The sequence below is a fragment of the Bartonella queenslandensis AUST/NH15 genome (genome assembly GCF_000312585.1).
GTDB classification, from domain to species: domain Bacteria; phylum Pseudomonadota; class Alphaproteobacteria; order Rhizobiales; family Rhizobiaceae; genus Bartonella; species Bartonella queenslandensis_A.
Genome location: NZ_HE998231.1, coordinates 1 through 559, shown reverse-complemented (window position 1 = coordinate 559; position 559 = coordinate 1). Strand labels below are relative to the sequence as shown.

Here is a 559-nt window from a genome sequence, read left to right as displayed (position 1 = left end):
CAGTGAAATCAATATTGCCAACAAAACGGGCGATGATCGTAGGCTTTCTGGAGTTAAGGCGGCAGAGAAAGGTAATGAAGCAGTTAATAAAGAGCAATTTGATAAAGGTTTGAAGGATCTTTCTAACAGTCTTCAATCTGATGATTCAGTCGTCGTTCATTATGACAAGACAGGTGATGAAAATGGCACTATTAATTATACGAGTGTAACCTTAGGTAAAGGTAAGAACTCTGCAGCTGTAGGTCTTCATAATGTTGCTGATGGTCAGATTGCAGAGAATTCACGTGATGCTGTTACAGGCGGACAACTTAATAAAATTGGCAGTGATGTTGCTAAGTTTTTAGGTGGAGGTACAAGCTTTACAAATGGAGCCTTCATAGGTCCAACCTATAAAATATCCAGTGTTGATGTCAAAGGTGAGGTAGTAGAAAGAACTTATACCGATGTTGGTTTAGCCTTTGCAGGAATTGATACAAATTTCAAGAATGTGAATGAGAATGTAACGAATAAGTTTAATGAACTTACTCAAAACATCACCAATATTACGCAAGAAGTTCAG

1 pseudogene is annotated in these 559 nt (G+C 37.7%); it reads left to right on the top strand.

The window, feature by feature from the left end:
• Positions 1-559 (top strand): annotated as a pseudogene (locus tag BN338_RS12380) (hypothetical protein); the annotation flags it as partial.